2 protein-coding genes are annotated in these 1296 nt (G+C 56.7%); both read left to right on the top strand.

What is annotated here, in order from left to right; translation table 11 throughout:
* A partial coding sequence (locus RMO15_RS30345) for a PEP-CTERM sorting domain-containing protein (RefSeq protein ID WP_309722054.1) occupies positions 1–207 on the top strand: 207 nt, incomplete at its 5' end.
* Positions 208–334: 127 nt separating this feature from the next.
* Positions 335–1165, top strand: coding sequence for a DNA glycosylase (locus tag RMO15_RS30340; protein WP_309722051.1), 831 nt, complete (start codon positions 335–337; stop codon positions 1163–1165).
* Positions 1166–1296 lie beyond the last annotated feature (131 nt).

Below are 1296 nucleotides of genomic sequence, written 5' to 3'. Positions count from 1 at the left end.
GGTGCCGAAGGTAACGGAGTCATACAATTCACGGGTACGTTTAGCACGCTGACTTGGACGGTCACTAGTGGAGAAAACTGGACTGGTTTTCAGGTCGGTGTTCCTACCGTCGTCAGCGCAGCTCCCGAGCCTACCACGCTGGCACTCCTCGCCCTTGGTGGTGTTGGTGGAGCCGTGCTAGCACGCCGCCGCAAAATGTCTGCGTAGTCAACTGTCTTATAGACACTCAAGCCCCCGAAGTAGGAACCTCCTGCTTCGGGGGCTTGAGTCTTTTAAGCCTTTAAACACCTACATGACCAAGGTAAATCCATGCTAGTGGGTCAAGCAACCATAGATGATCTCTGCTAATCTACAAGAGCTTGACCTTCTCGCTACGCTATTTTCGGGCCAGATGTTCCGCTGGCAGCTTGACGAAGAGGGCTGGTGTGTTGGAGCAGTGGGAGAGCATACTCTGCGGCTAAGGCAACAAGAAAGCATTGTGGAGTTGGCAGGGGTAGACGAGTTTTTTGTACGCTCTTTTCTCCGTCTCGACGATCTCTCTCTGACGGAACAGGCGCGGCGCTGGTGCGCTCTTGATCCCCTCTTTGCCGAGGCCTGGAAGCGCCAGCCGGGACTTCGCCTACTAAGGCAAGATCCCAATGAGTGCTTTTTTTCTTTTCTCTGCGCCTCCGTCGCCCCCATCGCCCGGATAAGTCAGATGCTCCAAGCGGTCTGTGAGGAGGCAGCAGGCGATCCATTCGGCCCATTTCCCACGCTGGAGCAGCTTCTTGTCCTCCGTGAGAGCCGCCTGCGGGAGCGTGGTCTGGGTTTCCGGGCCGAGCGCGTGGTGGCTTCCGCTCGTAAGCTTGCCGAGAAGCCCGATGGCTGGCTAGAGTCGCTGCGAGGAAAGCCGCTTGTGGAAATTGAGGGAGAGCTGACGCAGTTCCCTGGCATAGGCCGCAAGATTGCCGACTGCATTGCACTATTTTCCCTCGATGCCGACTCCGCCGTGCCCATGGATACGCACATCTGGCGCATCGCTAAGACCCACTACGCCCCCGAATTACGGGATGCTTCCCTAACTCCCGCCAACTACGAGCGGGCCAGCGCTGCCTTTCAGCGTCAGTTCGGTCCCTATGCAGGCTGGGCACAGCAGACACTCTTCTATCAGCAAGCGGTAAAATAGATCACCCCCGTTAGAGGGGGATGACTGGAGAGCCTTCGGCTACAAAGGCCACTTCGGGCCATACGACAGAATTTTCATGGATATTTTTCTCTACAACACCCTCAGTCGCACCAAAGAGCGCCTTCTGCCTC

This window comes from Armatimonas sp. (genome assembly GCF_031410135.1).
Taxonomy (GTDB): domain Bacteria; phylum Armatimonadota; class Armatimonadia; order Armatimonadales; family Armatimonadaceae; genus Armatimonas.
This window is presented reverse-complemented; position numbering and strand designations above follow the sequence as displayed.